The 19,558-nt window shown below is 49.4% G+C and carries 19 protein-coding genes; 18 read left to right on the top strand and 1 reads right to left on the bottom strand.

Annotation, left to right across the window (positions count from 1 at the left end):
* Nucleotides 1-1,200 precede the first annotated feature (1,200 nt).
* The 18 genes from FDQ92_RS00545 to FDQ92_RS00630 all read left to right on the top strand — a co-directional run bounded on the left by FDQ92_RS00545 (nt 1,201) and on the right by FDQ92_RS00630 (nt 18,918).
* Nucleotides 1,201-1,695, top strand: coding sequence for a glycoside hydrolase family 108 protein (locus FDQ92_RS00545; protein WP_137422789.1), 495 nt, complete (start codon nt 1,201-1,203; stop codon nt 1,693-1,695).
* Between the two features lie 158 nt (nt 1,696-1,853).
* Nucleotides 1,854-3,002, top strand: coding sequence for a CDP-glucose 4,6-dehydratase (gene rfbG, locus FDQ92_RS00550; RefSeq protein ID WP_211341313.1), 1,149 nt, complete (start codon nt 1,854-1,856; stop codon nt 3,000-3,002).
* A complete protein-coding gene (locus FDQ92_RS00555; RefSeq protein ID WP_137422790.1) occupies nt 2,999-3,457 on the top strand; it encodes a hypothetical protein in 459 nt (152 codons plus the stop codon). The genes rfbG and FDQ92_RS00555 overlap by 4 nt, the downstream gene beginning before the upstream one ends.
* Complete coding sequence (locus tag FDQ92_RS00560) at nt 3,450-3,815, top strand: hypothetical protein (protein ID WP_137422791.1); 366 nt, start codon at nt 3,450-3,452, stop codon at nt 3,813-3,815. The genes FDQ92_RS00555 and FDQ92_RS00560 overlap by 8 nt, the downstream gene beginning before the upstream one ends.
* Nucleotides 3,812-4,069, top strand: coding sequence for a DUF1902 domain-containing protein (locus FDQ92_RS00565; RefSeq protein ID WP_137422792.1), 258 nt, complete (start codon nt 3,812-3,814; stop codon nt 4,067-4,069). The genes FDQ92_RS00560 and FDQ92_RS00565 overlap by 4 nt, the downstream gene beginning before the upstream one ends.
* On the top strand, nt 4,062-4,256 hold the full coding sequence (locus tag FDQ92_RS00570) for a type II toxin-antitoxin system HicA family toxin (protein ID WP_137422793.1): 195 nt from the start codon (nt 4,062-4,064) through the stop codon (nt 4,254-4,256). The genes FDQ92_RS00565 and FDQ92_RS00570 overlap by 8 nt, the downstream gene beginning before the upstream one ends.
* A 261-nt stretch (nt 4,257-4,517) precedes the next feature.
* Nucleotides 4,518-5,810, top strand: a complete 1,293-nt coding sequence (locus tag FDQ92_RS00575; RefSeq protein ID WP_137422794.1) for an IS110 family RNA-guided transposase — start codon at nt 4,518-4,520, stop codon at nt 5,808-5,810.
* A gap of 846 nt (nt 5,811-6,656) precedes the next feature.
* A complete protein-coding gene (gene wecB / locus FDQ92_RS00580) occupies nt 6,657-7,775 on the top strand; it encodes a non-hydrolyzing UDP-N-acetylglucosamine 2-epimerase (protein WP_211341314.1) in 1,119 nt (372 codons plus the stop codon).
* Nucleotides 7,776-8,086: 311 nt separating this feature from the next.
* Nucleotides 8,087-9,202 (top strand): DegT/DnrJ/EryC1/StrS family aminotransferase, encoded by a 1,116-nt coding sequence (locus FDQ92_RS00585; protein WP_137422795.1) that lies wholly within the window; start codon nt 8,087-8,089, stop codon nt 9,200-9,202.
* A gap of 3 nt (nt 9,203-9,205) precedes the next feature.
* Nucleotides 9,206-9,781: an acyltransferase gene (locus FDQ92_RS00590; RefSeq protein ID WP_137422796.1), complete on the top strand. Its 576-nt coding sequence runs from the start codon at nt 9,206-9,208 to the stop codon at nt 9,779-9,781.
* A complete protein-coding gene (locus FDQ92_RS00595; RefSeq protein ID WP_137422797.1) occupies nt 9,769-10,944 on the top strand; it encodes a TDP-N-acetylfucosamine:lipid II N-acetylfucosaminyltransferase family protein in 1,176 nt (391 codons plus the stop codon). The genes FDQ92_RS00590 and FDQ92_RS00595 overlap by 13 nt, the downstream gene beginning before the upstream one ends.
* Nucleotides 10,934-11,629, top strand: a complete 696-nt coding sequence (locus tag FDQ92_RS00600) for a class I SAM-dependent methyltransferase (RefSeq protein ID WP_137422798.1) — start codon at nt 10,934-10,936, stop codon at nt 11,627-11,629. Before FDQ92_RS00595 ends, FDQ92_RS00600 begins: the two co-directional genes overlap by 11 nt.
* The gene (locus tag FDQ92_RS00605; protein WP_137422799.1) at nt 11,630-13,099 is read left to right on the top strand and encodes an MOP flippase family protein; all 1,470 of its coding nucleotides are present in this window, start codon (nt 11,630-11,632) and stop codon (nt 13,097-13,099) included.
* Between the two features lie 294 nt (nt 13,100-13,393).
* The gene (locus FDQ92_RS00610; protein WP_137422800.1) at nt 13,394-14,539 is read left to right on the top strand and encodes a glycosyltransferase family protein; all 1,146 of its coding nucleotides are present in this window, start codon (nt 13,394-13,396) and stop codon (nt 14,537-14,539) included.
* A gap of 67 nt (nt 14,540-14,606) precedes the next feature.
* Nucleotides 14,607-14,984 carry a glycosyltransferase gene (locus tag FDQ92_RS00615; RefSeq protein ID WP_137422801.1) on the top strand — a complete coding sequence of 126 codons (378 nt, stop codon included), beginning with the start codon at nt 14,607-14,609 and terminating at the stop codon, nt 14,982-14,984.
* The gene (locus tag FDQ92_RS00620; RefSeq protein WP_137422802.1) at nt 14,981-16,372 is read left to right on the top strand and encodes a hypothetical protein; all 1,392 of its coding nucleotides are present in this window, start codon (nt 14,981-14,983) and stop codon (nt 16,370-16,372) included. The genes FDQ92_RS00615 and FDQ92_RS00620 overlap by 4 nt, the downstream gene beginning before the upstream one ends.
* Nucleotides 16,369-17,724, top strand: a complete 1,356-nt coding sequence (locus tag FDQ92_RS00625) for a glycoside hydrolase family 5 protein (RefSeq protein ID WP_137422803.1) — start codon at nt 16,369-16,371, stop codon at nt 17,722-17,724. Before FDQ92_RS00620 ends, FDQ92_RS00625 begins: the two co-directional genes overlap by 4 nt.
* Before the next feature lie 183 nt (nt 17,725-17,907).
* The gene (locus FDQ92_RS00630; RefSeq protein WP_137422804.1) at nt 17,908-18,918 is read left to right on the top strand and encodes a glycosyltransferase family 4 protein; all 1,011 of its coding nucleotides are present in this window, start codon (nt 17,908-17,910) and stop codon (nt 18,916-18,918) included.
* Nucleotides 18,919-18,945: 27 nt separating this feature from the next.
* On the opposite strand, the gene tnpA is transcribed toward FDQ92_RS00630, so the two are convergent.
* Nucleotides 18,946-19,377: an IS200/IS605 family transposase gene (gene tnpA, locus FDQ92_RS00635; RefSeq protein ID WP_137422805.1), complete on the bottom strand. Its 432-nt coding sequence runs from the start codon at nt 19,375-19,377 to the stop codon at nt 18,946-18,948.
* Between the last annotated feature and the right edge of the window lie 181 nt (nt 19,378-19,558).

Here is a 19,558-nt window from a genome sequence, read left to right on the forward strand (position 1 = left end):
TGGGGTGAGGGTGACAAAATCAATGCATGTCGTCACTTACATCCCCTCCCCTTAATCCCCTCCCACGAGGGGAGGGGAAAATGCTCCCTCTCCCTTGATGGGAGAGGGTTGGGGTGAGGGTGACAAAATCAATGCATGTCGTCACTTACATCCCCTCCCCTTAATCCCCTCCCACGAGGGGAGGGGAAACTTCCGCTTGACAAGCCCCTCTCAACTCGTATCATGCGGCAAAGGATTGGTGATGTATTTCACCACATCCAACATGAACGTCAACCCCAGGTCATGGAAACGACCGGGAGGCATCCGCCGAGGCTTCGGGCGGGGCGATGAGCCCTGTAACCGAGTTGGCGGAGCTGTATCCGGCGGCTTCTGCAAGTCCTCATAAGCCTCATCTTTGGAAAAGAAGTGGCTCGATATGCTCGACGAACTCCTTGTGTAAGTTCTCATAAGCTTTATCGTCGGAGGCGCAGCGTGACGCCCCGGGGCCTGATCCCGGGTTCGATCTCGACATCACCTTCCGGCCTTCAATCCCCTCCCACAAGAGGAGTGGAAAGCTCCCTCTCCCTTGATGGGAGAGGGTTGGGGAGAGGGTGACAAAATCAATGCATGTCGATCACTTACATCCCCCTCCCCTTAATCCCCTCCCACAAGAGGAGTGGAAAGCTCCCTCTCCCTTGATGGGAGAGGGTTGGGGAGAGGGTGACAAAATCAATGCATGTCAGTCACTTACATCCCCCTCCCCTTAATCCCCTCCCACCAGGGGAGGGGAAAGCTCCCTCTCCCTTGATGGGAGAGGGCTGGGGAGAGGGTGACAAAATCAATGCATGTCGTTCACTTACATCCCCCTCCCCTTAATCCCCTGCCACGAGGGGAGGGGAAAATGCCCCCTCTCCCTTGATGGGAGAGGGTTGGGGAGAGGGTGACAAAATCAATGCATGTCGTTCACCTACATCCCCCTCCCCTTAATCCCCTCCCACGAGGGGAGGGGAAAGCTCCCTCTCCCTTGATGGGAGAGGGTTGGGGTGAGGGTGACAAAATCAATGCATGTCGATCACTTACATCCCCCTCCCCTTAATCCCCTCCCACGAGGGGAGGGGAAAGCCCCCTCTCCCTTGATGGGAGAGGGCTGGGGTGAGGGTGACAAAATCAAAAAATCCCCCTCACCCTCCCCTATTACGTCTATTGTTTTCTACGCTACCAATGGATTTTGAGACCGCCTTCAGAAAGGTCATCGCGCTCGAGGGAGGCTTTCGGCTGCACGAAAACGCAACCGAAGGCGATGTGACCTATGCGGGCATCTACCGCAAGGCCCATCCATCCTGGGAGGGATGGGACTACATCGACAAGGGGGCCACCCCGCCAACCGAGCTTGTGCGAAGCTTTTATAAAACCCATTACTGGGATGTCTTTGAAGGCATCGATGAAGATAAACGCTACATCCTCTACGAGTTTGCCGTGAACGCAGGGATCAAGAAGGCAACCAAGATCGCTCAGGTTGTCGCAGGCACCGTCCCTGACGGCATTATCGGCCCCAAAACGATCGCAGCCGTAAACCGCATGGATACAGAGCTTTTTATCGCCCAATATACGATCGCCCGGATCAAGCACTACCTCGATCTGGCCAACAGCGATCCAAAACGCTACGCGATATACCTGCGCGGCTGGCTGAACAGGACTATGGAGGCGCTGACATGATCAATATTCTTGGTACTCTAGGTGCAGGCGGCATAGGTTCAATCATCTTGTAACTTGCATCTTGTAACTTGCATCTTGTAACTTGCATCTTGTAACTTGCATCTTGTAACTTGCATCTTGTAACTTGCATCTTGTAACTTGCATTTGGAAGATCTGGGATGATAACGGGATCGGATGACGAAACGGAAAAGTTGCCCATGTCGTCTCTCTTCAGTGACATCTTTCAGTCCAGGCGGGTTTTTCTCACCGGCCACACCGGGTTCAAAGGCTCCTGGCTGGCCTTCTGGCTCACCCGTCTGGGCGCCCGGGTCACCGGATACGCCTTGGCCCCGGAAACCTCCCCGAACCATTTCGATCTGCTGAATCTACCCATCCAATCCATCATCGCAGACATCCGGGATGCGGCCGCCCTTCGCAAAGCCGTTAAAGAAAGCGCCCCGGAGATCGTCTTCCACCTGGCGGCCCAACCCCTGGTGCGCCGCTCCTACCGGGAACCGGTGGAAACCTTCGCCACCAATGTCATGGGCACGGTGAATCTGCTGGAGGCTTGCCGCCGCACCGATTCCGTCCGGGCGGTGGTGATCATCACTTCGGACAAGTGCTACGAGAACCGCGAATGGGTCTGGGGCTACCGGGAAAATGATTCCATGGGCGGCTACGACCCCTACAGCGCTTCCAAGGGGTGTGCCGAGCTGGTCACCTCCAGTTGGCGCAATTCTTTTTTTCATCCGGACCAGTTCGGAAAAACCCACAACACCTTGGTGGCCAGCGCCCGGGCCGGCAACGTCATCGGCGGAGGGGACTGGAGCGAGGATCGTCTGGTTCCGGATATCGTACGGGGCGTGGAAGCCGGCCGGCCCATGATCATCCGCAACCCCGAGGCCACCCGGCCGTGGCAGCACGTGCTGGAGCCGCTAAGCGGCTATCTCATGCTGGGGCAAAAGCTCCTCGAAGGCAAAAGGGAATATGCCCAGGCGTGGAATTTCGGCCCGTCCGATGAGGACAGCCTCCCCGCGGCCGAAGTGGTGCGATTGTTCAAGGCCAACTGGGATGCATTTGAATACGAACTGAAACCCGATGCCCGGCAGCCCCACGAGGCCGGCCTGCTCAAGCTTGATTGTTCCAAAGCCAGGGCTGTGTTAAAGTGGCGCCCGGTGTGGGGAAACCGGGAAACCATTGAAAAAACGGCGGGATGGTATAAAGAATACTACGAGAATAAGCGCATCCGGACGGAGCGGGATTTGGAAGACTACGTCATTGCAGTCCGGCGCGAAAGCCATTGCCGGACAGAGGGAATAAAACCATGATAGCCGTCAAAGGGTATTACCGGGATGGCAAGATCACCCTTCTTGAGCCGCTGCCGGAAAGTGTGCGGGAGGCGGAGTTGAATATGATTGTTCTTCCCGCGGAGGAAGAAGGATATGTATCCCCGCCTGCCGGCGAATATCTCGTGCGCGAATCAACCAGCGAGGAAGAATTCAAGGCATTGGGGCTGCGCTCCTTTTTCGGAACCCAAGACGATGCCGATGTGGATTGGGAGGATGCGTTGCAGGTGGTAAGACAAATTGTCGATCGCAAAGACATTTCATCGATTCATGTGCCGCAAGACTTCGGAGAAAGGCTCGAGGTCATCATATTCCCGGCGCAAAAGGAAAATCAGAAATCGGCGGATATCGAGGCACTGATCAAGCTTCAGGAACAGAGCGGGTTTGCGCGGCGTGTGCTGGGCGACGAGAAAGAGGACGTCTGGAATAATGTCTAGGTTCCTGGGCAATATCTATAAAATTAAGTTTCCGTTTACCGACCTGAGCGGCGCCAAGGCGCGGCCAGGCATGGCGCTTTCGGAACCGGATCCTCTCGGGGACATGTCTTTTGCCTTTATCACCACCAAGGAGACCAGGTCCTTCGGGCGATCGATCGACATCCCGGACGGGCTGCTTCCCTATACATCCCATCTTCATCTCGATAAAATATTCCTGCTCAATGAAGAGTTGATTTTGAAAAAAATCGCGCGGGTTCCGATGGAGTTCCTTGATCTTGTTCTCAAGGAGCTCACGTCCGGCTTCCATTACGCTTTCTTTTCTCATAACCAAACAGACGAAAAATTGAGATGCCGATGACAACAAAAAAACCGTTTTTTATTCGTGCAGAATGGGACGAAGAAGCGCGCGTCTGGGTTGCGACCAGCGAGGATGTTCCGGGACTTGCTACAGAAGCTGAAACCGTGGAAGACTTGGTCGAAAAGCTTCGAGGCATGATACCTGAACTTCTGGAGGCAAACGGGATATCACTGGATGAGGAAGTCCCTTTCGAGGTCCTGTCGCGACGATTCGAATCGGCCTTACCATACCATACGGATGTTTTTAATGGCTGATTTTACGCCGGAGTTGAAGAGACTCTTGCGGGATGCAGGCTGCCGATTCGATCGAAAAGGCAAGGGTGATCACGAGATTTGGTACAGTCCTATTACCAATGTTCGCTTAGCGGTTGACCAAAAAATCAAATCAAGGCACACTGCAAATGCTGTTTTAAAGCAAGCCGGATTACCAAAGAAGTTTTAGGTGACGTTTCTCGCATTCAACTTTTCTCGCTTTCTCGCTATAAACGCTACAAACCCAACAAACGCTTTAAACGCAATAAACGCGACAAACCCGAAACCGAAAGATGCAAGAATTCAACAACGTTATATATTACCGAAAAAGCGAGAGAATACACCTCTAAGAGTAGAACAAAGGGGAGAAATTATCGCGTAGAAAAAAGATAACCTCCTAGTAGCATAAAAGTGGAAAAAGAAAAACTTTTGCAGCCACAAGGAGGTTATCATGGTACGTGATGAAGCTACCAGGTATGAACAGTTCTGTCAATTCAAGCAGCAGGTCAGAGGGTCCGATTCGCACCTGATAGTGGGCATCGATGTGGCCAAGGACCGGCACCACGCGTTTTTCGGGATGCCCACCGGTCGCACACTGCTGCGGCGACTGATCTTTGAGAATAGCCGTGACGGATTTGAGCAACTGACCACTCGCGCCGAACAGCTTCGCCGCCAGCACGGCTTGTCGCAGGTGGTCTACGCGGTGGAACCGACGGGCAACTATCACAAGCCGCTGGCGCACTGGCTTCAGAGCCGCGGGCAAATGCTGGTTTTAGTGTCCAACAAGGCTATTGCGGAAAACCGTCAGACCCTCGACGGCCGTTGGGATAAAAACGACACCAAGGACAGTGCCAATGTCGCCGACCTGGTGTGCCAGGGCAAGTGCCAGTTCTTTGAAAAACCGGAGCCGGATATCGTCACCTTGCGTTCGCTATTGGCGTTGCGCCGGCGACTGAAGAAATACGAACATGCGCTGCGGATGCAGATCCGAAACGGTCTGATCGTCAAGTACTTTCCCGAGTTCGATGCGCTTTGGGGCAGTTGTTTGGAAGAAAACTTGAGACTGGTGGGCGAGTGTCTCTCGCCGCGGCAGATCATTGATATGGGCTTCGATGCCTTTGTGAATACCGTGACCAGCAAGGATCGCGGAGAGCGTCAGCTCCAGCGTCTGAAGAAGATCTACGCTGCCGCCAAGACGTCGGTGGGCTGTCCGATGGACGAAGAGGCGCGCTTCGAGGCGAAGATGATCGCCGGGCGGATGAAGAACCAACGGGAAAAGGTCAAGGAGACCGAGGCGCATATCGAGGCGGTCTGCCGCCGTTTCATGTATTATCATTTGTTGCGCACCATGCCCGGCTTCGGACCGATTGTGTCTGCATGGGTGCTCGGCTGCATCGGCAACCCCCATCGCTTCGCTGGTCGAAAACAAGTGATCCGCTTGGCCGGGTTGGACCTGAACGCCAAACGCAGCGGCAAACGCAGCGATAGTGCAGTTGCCGTGATCAGCAAGCGCGGCAATACAGACCTGCGTTATGCACTGTACCAGGCCTCGAAGGTAGCAACGGCATCCGACAAGCATTTCCGGGAACTGTTCACACGCTATTTAAGCGGTCGTGAAAAAGAGCGCGGCATCAGAACCAAGATGCGTGTCAAGCTGGCGGCCAAGATGCTGGTGATCGCCTGGACGATGATGAAAAACGAAACGGCTTTCAACCCCGAGTTGCTGGAGGTGAATATGGCATAAACGGAATATGGCATAAGCGGAAAATTCGGTTGTTCGGCGAGAGAGCCCGATTAGCGACGTTGGGGTGAAATAACTCCGGGTGGGACAATCCCGGGCCTCTCTCTGAACTCAAAAGCCTGGATAAGGAATGATGGACGCTGGCGTAGGAAATTTCCTCGCCGGATGTCGGATAAACGTAACGATCAGGCTGTGAGTTCGCCGAAAAGAGAGAAACTCGCCGACCCCTCAAAATACCGGGTGGTGAGGTGCGCCCAAATGTTCGAATAACCATTTAACCTGTTGAAATAATAACATTTAAAAAAGTTCTTGACAGGGGGGATATAGAATGTCCCGCTTCGTCGGCCTAGCCTCGTCCCGGTTTCTTCCTTCACCAAATTGTTACAAAAGTTACTTTTTTACCTAGCCTCGTCCCGCTTCGTCGCAACTGAGCTGCGTAACAATCTTTGAACTGAGGCTTTCTTGTGAGATCAACGACTGAAAATATCATTATTTCTGAAATTAATCGATTGCGGTTATCGCACCTTATTTGTACTGGGCAATATCCAAACGTAAAGATATCTGATTGTGCAACAGCCGCGTTGAAAGATTTTATCGATATTTATATTTGCCATAATAAAAGGGGCGGGGGTGCGAATTATCAACACCTTTTGAATATTCTTCAAAACATCCACCTGAATAATAATTTAATGTCTCAATCAGATAACGAGATATGGAAAAATTATCGCACACAAAATACAAATGCACCTCTATTTTCTCATCAGTTACCTGGGCTTGCCAAGGCTCTAATCAAAGGTAACTTTTATCCATAGTCTGTTTTTGTTACATCAAAGGGGTAGAACATTATCGATGCATAATAATGAAATAGAAATGAAAAGCAATAAGAAGATAATCCACCTGATCGCCGCTGCACGGCCGAACTTCATGAAGATTGCCCCTCTGTACCACGCGCTTGCAAAGGAGGAATGGGCGAATCCGGTAATCGTTCACACGGGGCAGCATTATGACCTCAACATGTCGGATACGTTTTTCCGCGACCTTAATCTTCCCGATCCACACATTTATCTGAACGTCGGAAGGGGAACCCACGCCGAGCAGACCGGCGGGGTCATGATTGCCTACGAAAAGATTCTCTTAGAAAACCGGCCTGATTTGGTTGTTGTCGTCGGGGATGTCAATTCCACGGTTGCATGCAGCCTGGCCGCCGTTAAATTGGGAATCAAGGTTGCGCATCTGGAGGCAGGGCTTCGCTCTTTTGACCGCACGATGCCGGAAGAGATCAACCGCATCGTTACCGATGCAATTGCAGATTATCTCTGGACGCCCTCTCCGGACGGCAACGAAAATCTCCTTCATGAAGGCGTTGACCCAGCCAAAATTACAATGGTGGGAAATATCATGATTGATTCCCTCGTGATGATGACGCCAGCGATTCTCCGGGAAAAAACGCGCGAAGATTTAGGGGTTGACGATAAAGATTATGGCGTTGTCACCCTTCACCGTCCGGCCAACGTGGACAGTCCGGATATTTTGTTAAATCTTTGCGATGCGCTGATTCGTGTTTCGGAAAAGACCAGCCTCGTTTTTCCGGTTCACCCGCGCACCGCAAAAAATCTGCGTGAATTCGGTCTCTACGAGCATCTCAGCAATGCGAAAGGAATTATTTTGACGGAGCCTCTCGGCTACAACGCATTTATGAATCTGGTATTCGGGTGCAAATTTGTCATCACGGATTCCGGCGGCGTCCAGGAAGAGACGACCTATCTGAAGATTCCCTGCCTGACACTCCGACCTAATACAGAGCGGCCCATTACCGTTACGCAGGGGACAAATCACCTGAGTACCCCTGACAAGATAGAGGCTGACCTTAAAAAAGTGGTTGAGCAGGATAGGCATAATACCCCTTTGTTCTGGGATGGAAGAACAGCAGCGAGGGTTGTTGATATTATTAAAGCGACGTTTTCTTGAATTTACAGGGAAGCCGTTCCTATGCTCATATATAGTTGAAGAAGCATCAAGCTACGGTGTTATAAAGGTCCTGAATCCGTGGCACACCATTTGAGTACCAGATTTATACAGCCAAAACTGGCTTTCGACCGTAGATATTTAGTTCGCTATCAAGGCTGGAACCAGTTGTCACCTCCCAGGTGCTGTTTTTAGGAAGGCAAATTTCACAAATACACAATAATGTCAAGCTATTGTATGAATTTAAGCAAATGTTATGCCACTAATTCAGGAAGATATCTTAACCCGTCAAAACCACAGAGGTGCCTTTCAAGATGAACCCATCCGAGAAGCCAATATATGTCACCCAGCCTTTTCTTCCCCCATTGGACGAGTTACAGCCTTATCTGAAGCAAATCTGGGAAAGCAAACAGCTTACCAACGGCGGCCCGTTTCATCAGGAGCTGGAGAGAAAACTGGCCGATTATCTTGGTGTAGAACACATTGCCCTGCTTTCCAACGGGACCCTTGCCCTCGTGACAGCGCTTCAAACATTGCGCATAACTGGCGAGGTTATTACCACACCTTTTTCCTTTGTAGCTACTTCGCATTCTCTTTTATGGAATGGAATCAGACCCGTTTTTGTAGACATTGAGCCTGTAACGCTCAACCTTGATCCGGAAAAGATCGAAGCCGCAATAACGCCTCACACAACCGCGATTTTGCCGGTGCATGTTTATGGAAAGCCATCTGATGTGGACAATATACAAAAGATTGCCGATATCTATGGATTAAAGGTCATTTATGATGCGGCGCATTCATTTGGAGTCAAGTATAAAGATGAGAGTCTTTTGAAACACGGTGATCTGTCGATTTTGAGCTTCCATGCAACAAAGGTTTTTAATACCTTTGAAGGAGGGGCCATCGTCTGCCCAGACGCGAAAACAAAAAGACGGGTTGACGACCTGAAGAATTTCGGTTTTGCCAATGAGGTAACAGTCGTTGCACCTGGCATCAACGCCAAGATGAATGAATTACAGGCGGCAATTGGGCTGTTGCAGTTGAAATATATTGATAAAGCGATTGAGAGGCGCCGGGAAATAGACACGCAATACCGTGAGCAACTTTCAAGAGTCACGGGCATTACATGCCCATCCTTGCCCCCCGATACGGTTTACAATCACGCCTACTTTCCTATATTGGTTGAAAAAGAGTATCCCCTGTCCCGTGATGGGCTTTATGATAAACTCCGCCAACACAATATTTTCCCTAGACGTTATTTCTACCCGTTGATTAGCGATTTCCCGATGTATCGCGGGTTGCCGTCGGCCGTACAGTCAAATCTGCCAGTAGCACGAAAAGTGGCTGATAAGGTGTTGTGCCTGCCAATTTATCCATTATTGACATCTGAAGCGCAGGAACAGGTAATTGATTTAATAGCGGGGAATTGAACAATGGGAATGTTACCGCGTGATGTGATCGAATCCATGGGGTTTGCTTGTGTTGGGAATAATATTCAGATTTCCGATAGAGCTACGTTTTACGGAATTAACCGGATCAAACTGGCCAGTAATGTCCGCATTGATGATTTTTGCGTGCTTTCAGCTGGTGCTGGCGGTATTGAAATAGGCAACTATGTTCACATAGCGGTTTATACATCGCTCATCGGAACGGGAAAAATCTCACTTGGGGATTTTTGCAACCTGTCGTCCAGAGTTTCAATTTATTCCAGCAACGATGATTATTCCGGTGCAACGCTGACAAACCCAACGGTACCTGATAAGTATAAAAAGGTTACACATGCCAAGGTTTTCTTGGGACGTCATGTCATTGTTGGCAGTGGGTCTGTGATATTACCTGGCGTTCGGCTCGAAGATGGAGTTGCTGTCGGTGCTTTGAGTCTGGTTACAAAAGATTGCAAGCCCTTTGGTATTTATGCAGGTAATCCGGCGAAACGAATAAAAGAACGCCGCCAAGATTTCTTAGAACTTGAAAAACTACTTATGGAAGATGTTGGGTGTTTCTCATAAACGTTGAACAGAATATGTTTCTCCATATTGTCCATGATGAAAAATTTATTGATGCGGCCTACCGCATTTTCGAAGAAGCCAGTCCTGGCGAGAATGCGTTTATCTTATTTTCTGAAAAGAAACCGCTTCGATACATCAAGAAAACACCGATACAGTTTGTTGGCCGTTTTGCTTTTTTAAATAGAAACTTTCTAAATTCTCTTAAAAATTACGAAGCTATCTTTTTTCACTTTCTTACTGAACAGGACATGCAACTTCTTGCTAGAGCGGATAAGTCGGTAAAGTTTGTCTGGATTGGATGGGGTGCCGATTATTATGACCTTATAGTTGGCGACAGAACAAAACTCTTCAAACAAAAAACTTTAGCTTTCTACGGCACACAGCTTATTGATGACCAGAAACAGACGATGAAGTCGAAATTGAAGAAGATAATCAAACCTCTTATTTATAAGAACATAGACAAACGAGATATCGTGAATCGCATTAGTTATTTCGCGCCTGTTATTGACGAAGATTATCTGTTGTTGCAACAAGCTTTGCCAGACTTTCGCCCTGCTTATCTGTCCTGGAATTATGGTACACTTGAGGATGATATGCTGAAAGGATTTGGAGGCAGCATGGTTGGGGGCAATAACATCCTTGTAGGTAACAGCGCGTCTTATGAAAACAATCATTTGGATGTTTTTGCTATCCTTTCAAATGTACATTTAGGTTTTCGAAAGGTACTTTGCCCATTGAGCTATGGAGATCAGCAGTACGGGGAGGCGGTTGTAAAAGAAGGAGAAAAAATATTTGGCAATAATTTCGTGCCGATCAGAAATTTCATGCCGATAAAAGAATATGTTTCGCTGGTGAGTTCATGTTCCTCGGTTTTAATGGGACATTTGCGACAGCAGGCAGTTGGAAATATCATTATTATGATGTACTTGGGTGCAAAAATTTTTTTGGACAAACGGAACCCGGTATATAATTTCTTTAATAAAAAGTGCGCGATAATATTCAACTTGGATGATTTCAATGCGGAAACGCTGAATAAGGAATTGACTTTAGAAGAAATAGAAACAAACAGGCAAATTCTAAAAAATCACTGGAGTCGAGATATTATCTTAGAGAAAACAAAAACATTGATCGCATCAGCAAAAGGCCTGAGAGATGAAACCTAGTCAATACCACAGTAATAAGGGTTGGCATAACTGGCTTGGCTATAAAATTGGCGACTCCTATTTAGAGAAATATTGTCCATACTACAGGGGTGCGCTTTACGATTTGGGCTGCGGTGAAGCGCCATATAAAGAGTATTTTCTGCAATATGCGGACAGCTATACCGGGGTTGATTGGACAAAGACATTGCATAATTCCCGTGCCGATATCGTTTCAAACCTGAATGAAAAAATAGAGCTTGTTGATGAAGTTGCCGACACAATCGTTTCTCTGTCTGTTATGGAGCACCTCTGCGACCCCTTCAAATTCCTGGAAGAATCATTCCGGATACTCAAAAGGGGGGGGCATATGATTCTTCAAGTCCCCTGGCAATGGTGGGTGCATGAAGCACCCTATGATTATTTCCGTTATACTCCCTACGCCCTGAAATATATGTTTGAGAAGACCGGTTTTAAGGATGTTACAGTTGAACCGCAGGCCGGTTTTTTTACCATGTGGTTCCTGAAGATGAATTATTTCAGCACACGATTTGTCCGTGGCCCCAAAGTTCTCAGATGGCTGATTAAAGCATGCCTTGTAGTTTTTCTTTGGACGCCTGCTCAGTTTCTGGCTCCATTTCTCGACAAACTGGATCGCCATTGGGAAGCAGAAGCGCCAGGATATTTTGTTCTGGCAAGAAAAGTTTAAATGGGCCTGAAAGAAAAAACCGTATCTGGCGTCAAATGGAGTGGCATCTCGATGGGAGCAGTCACCGCGCTCCAGTTTGCCACTTTGGCGATTCTCGCCCGACTCCTCTCACCCGCAGATTTCGGGCTTATGGGAATGATTATGGTGGTCATCGGGTTTGCCCAGGCGTTTGCAGACATGGGCATTTCCAACGCCATCATCCACCGCCAGGATGCTACAAAAGACCAATTATCCAGTCTTTACTGGTTGAATATACTCGCGGGTTTCATCGTTTTTTGCGTCGTATGCGCGTCTACCCCTCTGGTTGTTGAGTTCTATAACGAGCCGCGCTTAACCAGACTGCTTTATCTGACCGCGTTGGTTTTTCTAATAACACCATTGGGCCAGCAGTTTCAGATTCTTTTGCAGAAAGAACTCAAGTTTGACGGATTGGCAAAGATCGAAATAGCAACGGCGGTTGTAAATTCAACGGTGAGCATAGGTGTAGCCTTCGCAGGACTTGGCGTTTATTCCCTGATTTGTGGGCAATTGGCTGGCACGACCGTAAAAGTCGTGTTGCTTTGTGGAATTGGGTGGCGAAACTGGCGACCATCATTTCATTTCGCAAAACAAGATGTCAAAGGCTACATCGGTTTCGGGCTTTACCAGATGGGTGAACGCTCGATCAATTACCTGAATTCAAATCTTGATTATCTATTGATCGGGTCGATGCTAGGTGCGCGTGCATTGGGATATTACACCCTGGCGTATAATCTGATTATCAGGCCCTCAACGATGATTAACCCTGTAATCACGAAAGTCGCCTTCCCAGTCTTGTCGCTGATCCAAAATGAAACCGATAAGCTTCGGAGAGGTTATCTTCAGGTGGTCCAGGTATTGGCGATGGTAAATTTTCCAATATTGATGGGGCTTGCGGTGGTTGCGCCCGTTGCAGTCCCTGTAATCTTTGGCGATCAATGGCTTCCCAGCGTTATCCTCATTCAGATATTAACGATTGTAGGGCTGTTACGTTCAATAGGAAACCCTATTGGTTCGCTTCTCTTAGCAAAAGGGCGGGCGGACCTTGGCTTCAAATGGAATCTCGGGCTTACCGTGACGCAGATACCCGGCCTTTATCTCGGCGCGGGGTTGGGCGGGGCTGTAGGCGTGGCGATCGCTTTTTCGGTGCTAACGGTTTTGTACTGCATATTTAGCTATCTCGTCTTAATTCGCACATTGCTCGGCCCATGCCTGCGTGATTATGTCCAAAGCATGTGGCCGGCGCTGTGGATGAGTGCGGTGATGGGCGCTGTTATTTGCGCGATAGGTGCGTTATTTCAAAACGATTCAAGATTGATCATATTTATTCTACAAGTTTTTATTGGGTCAGCGGTTTTCATCAGCCTGTTTTTCTTTAATGAAAAAATACTCTTTAATGAGCTGAAAAGCATGCTTTTTAATAGAAAAGTCGTCGTCGTTGCTGAAGAATAAGCAGCATTGAAAAAAGAGTTTCTTCTTGGCATGAAATGGTTCGTAAAATATGTGGCAAACAGTGCACATAAAAAACGTTAAAAATACTCATTGCCGACTATTTATCGGAATCAGTTTTAGATAATATAATACCTGATAAGGGCAACATGAAGATGCTACGCAGCAACGATGTGAGGAGCAACAGTAATCAGAAGATCAACGGGTCTAATATGAAACGTATCAATACAATATAGTATGCCCGTGACATGAATATTTGTCATTTTTAGCATCAGCGCTGAAGGAGGGAACAATTCGATGCCCCAAAAAGTTTTAATGGCCGTGCCCAATTACTACACCTCGGTTTTTCAAGTAGGAAGTCACCATTATGCAAGAGCATTTGAAGAATTAGGATTTAAAATATTATTTATCTCCAATCCGATCTCGCCGTTTCATAAAATATTTGCCAATAACTTACAACTAAAAAATCGAGAGGCCATTCATAAAGCAGGTGGAAAGAAAACAGGCAATATACTTTTCTACGTTCCCCAAGCTCTATTTACACCTTACAATAAACCTATCTTATCTTCGTCCTTCGTTATTAACAACTGGCAAAGATTTACATTCCCAAACCTACTCAATTATATAAAACAAAAAGGGTTTAATGAAGTTGAGATATTGTGGTTTGATAGTCCGCTGTTTGGCTTTCTGCTTGATAAGGTAAAGTACAAAACATCTATATTGAGGATTGCAGATTATTCAAAAGGTTTTAGTGCTGTATCTCAGAATCAGTTCGATAAAGAAATAGAGATGGCTAATAGGGTTGATAAAATAGTTTACAGTGCAAAAAACCTAAAAGATAAATATTCGGAAATAGAAGACAAATCTAAAATGGTATATGTGCCAAACGGAATAGATTTGGCCTTTTTTGAAAAGGCAGATAAAATTTTTCCTGCAGAGTTCGAATCCATCCCTGAACCAAGAGTGATATATATAGGCGCAATTCATGAATGGTTTGATGTAGATTTAGTTTACCATAGCGCTCAAAACCTGCCCGCTTATAGTTTTGTAATAATTGGGCCAGAGCAAAAGGATTTATCAAAATTGAGATCATTAACCAATATTTATCTTCTTGGTCAAAAACCATACAACAGAGTCCCGCAATTTTTGAGCCATTCTCAAGTTGGGATTATTCCCTTTGACGTAACGAACCATCCTGATTTAATAAATAGTATAAATCCTATAAAAATATATGAATACTTAGCCTGTAATTTGACAGTTGTGAGTATGAAATGGGAAGAAATAGAGGATTTGAATGAATTGATATGCCTCGCAGATAACCATGACGCTTTTATTGACGGCGTTAAAAACTATTCAGCATTTAAAAGTGACCCGGAAAAATGTTTAAGATTTGTGAAAGAAAACCAATGGATAGAAAAATTAAAGCATTTGCTTTTCTTTTGAATGTTGTGTAAAGGGGCAAGGGTATATCCTTACCTGCGAACAAAGATACAAAAAAACTACATCAAATATGTTTAAGTTCAAAACAAAAAATGTTGTGCATACTTGGATATTTTTGCTAAGGGTGCTGGAGATCGAGCGGCCTGATGTGGTGTCGATCCACAACCTGCCCGGCTGGTCGGCGGCGGCGTGGACTACCATCGCCGAAAAGGGCATCCCGTCCGTGCAGGTGCTGCACGATTCCTACGCCATTTGTCCCAAAAGCACCATGTATCGTGAAGGCTCAGGAAATTGCGCGAGGCAATGCATTTCGTGCCGCCTGCTACGCCTGCCGCACCGCAGGCTTAGCCGCCGCGTTTCAGCCGTGGTCCGGTTCAGCCGTTACATCCTGTATGGGTATGCGGGAGATCATAACAACGTCGCTGAAGGTCAAGGGGCCGAGCGATGAAGCTTTTGAAGGGGCGGACACCATTTCGCAGGGGCGCGGTAAAGGCGGGCCGCGCCGGGGATGACGGGCTTCCACTCAGCGATCGCCTGGTGCTCGCAGTGCTTTTCGTGTTCCTGGCGGTTGAGGTGTTCCAGGGCGCCTTGCGCTACTTTTTTACGCTGATTGGCGCGCCCTTCTTGATTTATTTCCCCAAGCTGCTGGTCACGGCCGCCTTTATCGGCTTGGCTTTTAAAACCGCTCGGACAATGCGCATCAGCCGTCCAGTGTTCGGAGTGCTCACGCTGTTTATGGTTTTCGTGGCGGTCGGAGTGCATTATACCGGGAACCTGATGCAGGCGCTATTCGGCTTATTTGCTCTGCTGCCACTATTGTTCGCCGTTCTGGCCGAGCTGGCGGTTGTTCGCATGGGCCAGCGGCTTGTGCCTTACGTCGCGTTGCTCTGGCTTTGCGCGGCTATAGGGCTGGTGTACGACTACTTTGCCGACTTGCCGTGGTGGGATCTGGCGTATCAACTTGGGATTTGGGAGCTAGAGGGATCCCGGGGGCTGGCAACCTTTGGCATCAAGCGGTTAGCGGGTTTTTCACGCGCGTTCTATGATGTGGCCGAGCAACTGCTTTTTCTGGCGCTGACCTGGGTTATCTTGGGTAAACGTGTGAGTTTAACAATTCTGGTATGGATCGCTACCGGCGCACTCATCGTGCTGACCACCAGCAAGAAAACGGTCGGAGTTTATCTCTTCCTGACGCTGCTTTTGCCATTGATGGGAGTGCGGCTCGTGCCTGGAGGGTTCAAACGCGCGGTGACGGGAATCATCCCTTTGTTGGTTGCCTTGATTGGAATCGCGCTACCCGTCAGCACCTTGTTCGTCAGCTACCGGTTGAGCATCCATAGCTATGTTTCTAGATTTCTCTTCGCGTCATTCGAGGATCGGTTGACTTGGTGCTGGCCGGATGCTTTCTCTTTGGTCTTTGACCACGGCAGCATGTTGCTTGGGCGGGGCATCGGTGGCATCGGGGTGGCGCAACATTATTTCGAGCCGCAGCTCTATTCCCCTGCGGATAACCTCTACTTGTACCTTTATGCAACCTTCGGCGTCATGTCGCTGGTGTTGATTGCCATATATGTGGCAAGTGTCTGCCGATTGAATGTCCGCCAAGATTCTTGGGCGCGGCTGATGTGGTTTCTGGGGATTGCGGCGCTAATGAGTGGTTGGGCCGCAAATGGTCTCGAAGGGCCCTTCACCTCCACCATCCTCGGCTTGACGTTTGCCTATGCGGATCGGCGGCGAAGGGCGGTCGTGGGTGCTCGAGCCCAGCCCGGCGGAGCCATGCACGGTGTTTGGCATGGTGGTCGATATGTCGGCTCCAGAGGAGATTCCATTTCATGAGAAAAGCCTTTTATTTCGGCCGAACGAGAATTGGGCGCGCAACCAACTGGGTGGGTTTCGCCATAATGGCTTCGGCTTGTCTCTGGATCGCTGCGGTGGCGGCCGGCGAGCACACCTTCGTTCTTGGCGTAGGGACCCACTTACAAAGCGGCAAAAGGGACCTGGAAAAAAGCTTGGACAGGCTGGCCGCGGCGGGTGTCATGGCCCTACGCGACGACGTTCCATGGAGCCTCGTCGAGCAAACGCCTGGGAAACTGCACATTCCCGACCGCTGGGATCGCTTGGTCAATGAGGCCAACGCACGCGGCATAAATCCGCTTCTGATTCTGGACTACGGCAACAAATTTTATGATGACGGCGACAAGCCGACATCGGATGAAGCCATCGCGGCCTTCACGCGCTACGCCGCCTTTGTGGCCGCACACTTCAAAGGTCGCGTTCCCTATTATGAAATCTGGAACGAGTGGGGCTGGAGCGGTGGTAGTCCGGAAGACTACGTCCGCTTGGTTAAGAGTGTATATCCTGCTGTTAAGGGTGCCGACCCAGATGCAATAGTGCTTGTCGGCGCAGATGTTCCTGTTGGTGCAGGGAAATCTCACAACACCATCCTCGGAGGGTTTATCGAGCAAATCATACTCCAAGGTGTCTTGAACTTCGTTGATGCCCTTTCTCTACATACATACGTTCATTGCGAGCCAGGCTCTCACCCAGAAGACTGGGCTGCTTGGATGCGGCAGGTCGAAGAGGAATTGAAGCGCACGGCAGGCGGACCTGTGCCGTTCTACATCACAGAGATGGGGTGGCCGACCTGCATCGGAAGCTGTGGCATCGACATCGAGGAACAGGCCCGCTACCTGGCACGCATGTTTCTGCTCGCCAGGACCATGCCTTTTATCAAAGGGATCTGGTGGTACGACCTGCAAAATGACGGCCCCGACCCTAAAAACCGTGAGCACAACTTCGGCCTATTGAACCATGATCTGACACCGAAGCCGGCCTACACAGCGCTGAAATCAGTTTCTCCGGTGGTGCGCGAAGGCCGCTACGTAGGCAGCCTGTATGCCGGGCCGGCGGTTCATATCTTGCGCTTCGATCAGGGTGAGACAACTGCCCTGGCTTTCTGGAAAGAGGAGCATGCCCCTTGCAGTGCCGTGTGGTTGACATCGTCAAAACCGATTCAAGCGAAAGTCGGAGATATAGATGGATGCATGAAGCCTGTCTCCTGGGAGGCGGTTGGTGCCAGCGGATACCGCCTCCCCCTTCCACTTTCCGAAATGCCGCAAATGTTATTTTTGGCCGGGGAAGCGATCAGCTTGGATAAGCTTGGAGCAAGCTGCGCCAGGGAACCATAGAGCATAGCAAAGGGATTGGCTTCCAGGGCTGCGCCCTGCCGAAATTGGAGGCTGCGGATAGAAAAAGGGGTTGCCCCCCTTTGCCCGGCGTTTTCATGCCACTGGGTCTTAGCTGCTTAGACGAGGCGGCCGTTCTTCAGCAGATTTCGATTTGGCCTTGTTGATTCCTTTAACGAGCATCAAGTGTCAAAAGTCATGGCAGCTGGAAATACAAAAATAGCTGTGAACACCAGAATCCTGACGGGCCATTTGACCGGTGTACAGCGCTATTTGATTTCTATTTTGGAGAATCTACCTGAACGGATCTGCCAAGTGGGGCCGGCAATACCCATGCATGGCATTCGTGGCCATGCATGGGAGCAATTTGTGCTTCCAGCCCGCGCAAAGCACAAGCTGCTTTGGAGTCCGAGCAACACGGGTCCTCTTGGGGTAACAAGGCAGGTCTTGACCGTTCACGACCTTGCTGTGATCGATCATCCCGAGTTTTTTAATCGGCGATATGCCGCCTGGTACCGCTTCCTGCTGCCCCGCTTGGTTCACCGGGTCAGGCGAATCATCGCCGTTTCTCAGTTCACCAAGCAAAGGTTGATAGAGGTCTTCGGTGTTCCCGAGAAGCGCATTACCGTGATCTGGAACGGCATCGATGAACGCTTCTGCCCGCGACCGGAGGAGCAGATCTCTGCTGCGATAGAGAAGCTTTGCATCCCAAGCCACCGCTACCTTGTCGCGCTAGGCTCGCTGGAGCCGCGAAAGAATCTGAAACGCTTGCTCCAAGCGTGGTCTACCATCGTCAGCGGCTTGCCGAACGATGTGTGGCTTGTGCTTGCTGGCGCACAGGGAAAGACCATCGTGTTCGACGGCCTGCCGCTACACCCTTTGCCGCAGCGAGTTCATCTGACCGGGCACGTGTCCGATGAATTGCTTCCCGCGCTTTACGCCGGCGCCATCGCAGCACCCTACGTCTCACTTTACGAAGGCTTCGGATTGCCTGCCCTTGAGGCGATGGCTTGCGGGACACCGGTGCTCACCAGCAATTGTACCGCTCTCCCGGAAGTGGTGGGTGACGCCGCGCTGATGGTTGATCCCTATGATTTGGAAACGATTTCGGAGGAACTGAACAGGATAATCAAAAGTCATGTACCTCCGGCAAAGCCGGAGGCTTGTAAAACCGTGGACCGCTCAAAGCGATTGTAAACCATTGGCCACCTTAAAAGGTGGCGACTATTCGAACATATTCAGTTGATCGAGTCGACGATCCTCAGTTTCCTGCTTTTTGATGTATTCGCGGATCATCTGCTCGTCTCTTCCAACTGTGGACACAAAGTAGCCCCTGGCCCAAAAGTTCTGGCCAGTGAAGTTCTTCTTCCTCCCGAGGAAGGTTCTGGCGATGTGGATGGCGCTTTTTCCTTTGATGTAGCCAACCACCTGTGCAACTCCATACTTTGGTGGGATCGAGATGAGCATGTGCACATGATCCGGCATCAGGTGACCTTCTTCGATCATACTCTCTTTCTGTCTGGCCAGTTCTCTGAAGACTTGGCCCAGGTGCTTGCGGAGTTGCTCGTAAAGACTCTTCCTGCGGTACTTCGGGATCCAGACCACATGGTACTTGCACTCCCAGACCGTGTGGCTTAAGCTTTGAGTTCCATCCATGCGAAAGCCTTTCCTTTTGTAAACTTTGAGCGGTTCACAAGAGGAAGGCTTTCGCATACTCCCGGAAATGTCAAACTCTGGGAGTCCCCCGGCAAAGCCGGGGGTTTACCCAAGAGAAATTATACTGTCAGAGAAGGTCTTCGGCAACGGGGAATCGAACGTGCAAACCAATTCAGGTGGA

Source organism: Desulfoglaeba alkanexedens ALDC, from assembly GCF_005377625.1.
Lineage (GTDB): Bacteria > Desulfobacterota > Syntrophobacteria > Syntrophobacterales > DSM-9756 > Desulfoglaeba > Desulfoglaeba alkanexedens.